The organism is Methyloceanibacter sp. (assembly GCF_058506495.1).
Genome location: NZ_JBZMXT010000151.1, coordinates 1 through 3,134 on the forward strand (window position 1 = coordinate 1; position 3,134 = coordinate 3,134).

Genomic DNA, 3,134 nt, shown 5'->3' on the forward strand with positions numbered 1-3,134 from the left:
GAGCCCGTCGACCATGTTGCCGAGGCGAATGCGGAAGGGCTTGAAGTCCTTGTCTGGTTCAAGGCCCAGCGTCTCCATCATGGCGTCCGCATCGAGCATAGAAACGCCGCCGGGCTGGCCCATGCCGACGCGTTTGCCCTTGAGGTCACCGAGCGAATTGACCGGCCCACCCTCAAGCGTAATGACATGCATCGCGACCGGCGCAATCGACATCCAGCTCAGGATTAAGCCCTTCTCGGAGCCTTTATAGGGGCCCGTCGCGGCCCACGCCTGGTAGGACGAAAGTGACGTTGCCATAGCGATTTCAAGCTGCCCTTTCTGCATCAGCTTGATGTTGGCGACATATCCCTTGGTCTCTTCCGCAGTCACCTTGACGCCTTTGACGGACTTGTTGATCGCATCGGCGATGCCGGCCGACCACGTATAAGCGGTACATCCGACCGGGCAGGACCCGACGGAGAGACGCACATCGGCCGCAAGCACCGACGTGGCTGTGACGAGACTGGCACCAAACGCTGCCACCCAAAAAGTAGACCGTATTCGTGTCATGGCTTTCCTCCTGTTCCTTTGGATTTATGTTTCTTGCGAGTTCTCTATTGGCTCGCTTTTTTTGAGCATCGCCTGGTAAGCAACCAGTGCGGCCAAAAGTGTAAAACCGATGATGTCTGTCTTCCAATTCGGGTCGAGCATCAGCCAGGCAATGGCGCCGTAGCCTAACCGTTCAATGATGCTGGCCTTGCGAAACAGCCAGCCCTGGACAGCGACCGCCAGGCAAAGGGCGCCAACGATCGACGTCAGGACGGCGAGCAAAATTGTTGAGACGCTCGCGTTTACGCCGAGCAAGGCCGGGCTGTACGCGAAGAAATACGGCACGATGAATGCGACTACACCGAACTGACAGGCGACAACCGCGATATGAAACGGATTGGCACGCGCGAGCCCGGCCGCCGCGTAGGCGGCAAGCGCCACGGGCGGCGTGATAGACGACAACATTGCGGAATAGAACACGAAGAGATGAGCGGCGAGCTTGTTCACCCCGAGTTCCTCGAGTGCGGGCGCCGCGAGTGTGGCGACAAGGATATATGCCGCCGCCGTTGGCAGTCCCATCCCCAGAATCAGTGACGCGGCCATGGTGAGGAGGAGCGCGAGGAACAAGTTACCGCCCGACAGCGATATGACGAGAGAGGAAAACTTGAGCCCGAGACCTGTCAGCGTGATCACCCCGATGATGATGCCCGCTGTTGCGCACGCGGCCGCCACCGGCAGAATAGCCTCGACGCCGCTTTCGATGGTGCGGAGCAGTTTGGCGGGCGTCAGCCAGGTCTGTGGCCGAACGTAGCTGAGGCAGACTGCGGCAATCAGGGCCCAGAACGATGCGTACATGACCGAGTAGCCGGCAAAGAGCATGTAAACAAAAATCGGAAGCGACAACAGCAGATGCCCGCCCTGTAGAAACGTGGTCGCAAGCGACGGCAACGAGTCGGTTTCAACGATCGGAATGTTGCGTTTGAGCGCTTCAAGATGAACGACAGCAAACAACACGACGTAGTAAAGTAGGGCCGGGAGAATCGCGGCCTGAGCAATCTCGAAGTATGAGATACCCGTAAGATCCGCCATGAGGAATGCGGCGGCCCCCATGACGGGTGGCATAAGTTGGCCTCCGGTCGACGCCACCGCTTCGATCGCGCCCGCGACCTGGGGACGATACCCCGCGCGCTTCATAAGCGGTATCGAGATCGTTCCGGTCGTGAGGACATTGGCAACGGCGGTACCGGAAATCATGCCCATCAGGCTCGACCCGACCACGGCCGCTTTTGCGGGCCCGCCGCGCGACCGCCCCGTCAGGGACGTGGCAATATCCATCAGCACCTTGCCGGCGCCCGAATTCTCAAGGACGGCACCAAACAGAACGATAAGGATAACGAAGGTCGCACTGACGCCGAGCGGCGTGCCGAAGATGCCGCCCCCGCCAAGGTAGAGCTGCGAGATGATGCGTTCGACGTCGTAGCCGCGATGGCCGGCTTCGCCCGGCAAGAGATAGCCAAAGTAAGCGTACGCCAGAAAACCGACGGCCAGGATCACGATCGGCCAACCAATAACTCTGCGCGTCGCCTCGAGCAAAATGAGCGTTGCAGCAATGCCAAGATAGAACTCGGGGCCCGTCAACTCTCCAAACCGGTACGCAATCTCGTCGAAGAAGACGACATGATAGAGCATCACCACCAATCCGCTAACCGCGAGACAGACAGCAACGACCCGCTCCAACGTGTTGCGCGCAGGGCTAAGCGAAGACGATGTCAGAGCACCAAGAAAGATGATCAGCAGCACCAGCCCCAGATGGATGGAGCGCTGGATCATGTCGGACATGACACCGTAAAGTGCGGTGTAGAGGCTGAAACCGGCCAGCAAAACGGCAGCTGCAATTCGCACCAATCGAGCGATAGCAAGGCCGTCATCTGGCGTCGCCTGCTGTTCCTCGACGGAGTGAGACATCAGCGCCCCCCTACCGGCATGCGCAACCGGTCGTCGGTCGGCGGCTCATCATGCAGTGCTGCCAAGTCGAGGTGAGGTGAATAGACCTTCTCGAGGAGCACTAGGAGTGCGGCCGCCCGCACCGCCCGGATCTCACCGATCCGGATCTTGTTGCGTATGGTCTGGCCAATGCTGCCGAGCTTGTTGAGGTGCCGGCCGATGCCGGCGACATAGTCGGGGATGCGCGGCATTGATCCGGCAAGCACAATCGCCTCCGGATCGATCATCTGATCAATTTTCAGCAGGGCATCTGCAAGCGCGCCACCGGCCGAACGCAAATCCCGGGAAAGCTTCGCGCCGGGAGCACCGGGAGTAGCCCTGCGGTCGATGCCGCCCACCATCTCCTCGATCGCGCTGGCATAATGCTCGACATGCGTTGGATTGTAGATCTTTCCCTCGGCAATTCCCTGCCGGACCAGGACCGCCCAGCCGGAAGCGGAACAGTTGAGACAGTCGTTGCGGCCACACGAGCAAGTCAATTTCGTTGCACGATGCCGCAAGTGGCCAATCTGTCCGGCGCGGTTGCTTTGACCTCGGATGATGCGTCCTTGGTGAAGGATGGTCGCTCCGATACTGGTCGCAGAACGAACCACGACGATATC

3 protein-coding genes are annotated in these 3,134 nt (G+C 59.8%); all 3 read right to left on the reverse strand.

Translation table 11 applies throughout. The features are described from left to right. A partial coding sequence (locus AC33YF_RS13410; RefSeq protein WP_491777716.1) for a TAXI family TRAP transporter solute-binding subunit occupies positions 1-549 on the reverse strand: 549 nt, incomplete at its 3' end. 24 nt (positions 550-573) lie between these two features. Continuing rightward, positions 574-2,493, reverse strand: coding sequence for a TRAP transporter permease (locus tag AC33YF_RS13415; RefSeq protein WP_491777717.1), 1,920 nt, complete (start codon positions 2,491-2,493; stop codon positions 574-576). Beyond that, positions 2,493-3,125 (reverse strand): ROK family protein, encoded by a 633-nt coding sequence (locus AC33YF_RS13420; RefSeq protein WP_491777718.1) that lies wholly within the window; start codon positions 3,123-3,125, stop codon positions 2,493-2,495. Before AC33YF_RS13420 ends, AC33YF_RS13415 begins: the two co-directional genes overlap by 1 nt. Positions 3,126-3,134: the final 9 nt, after the last annotated feature.

Coding starts and splice junctions, on each gene's coding strand:
- AC33YF_RS13415 (WP_491777717.1), bottom strand. CDS start 2,493: ATGTCTCACTCCGTCGAGGAACAGCAGGCGACGCCAGATGACGGCCTT.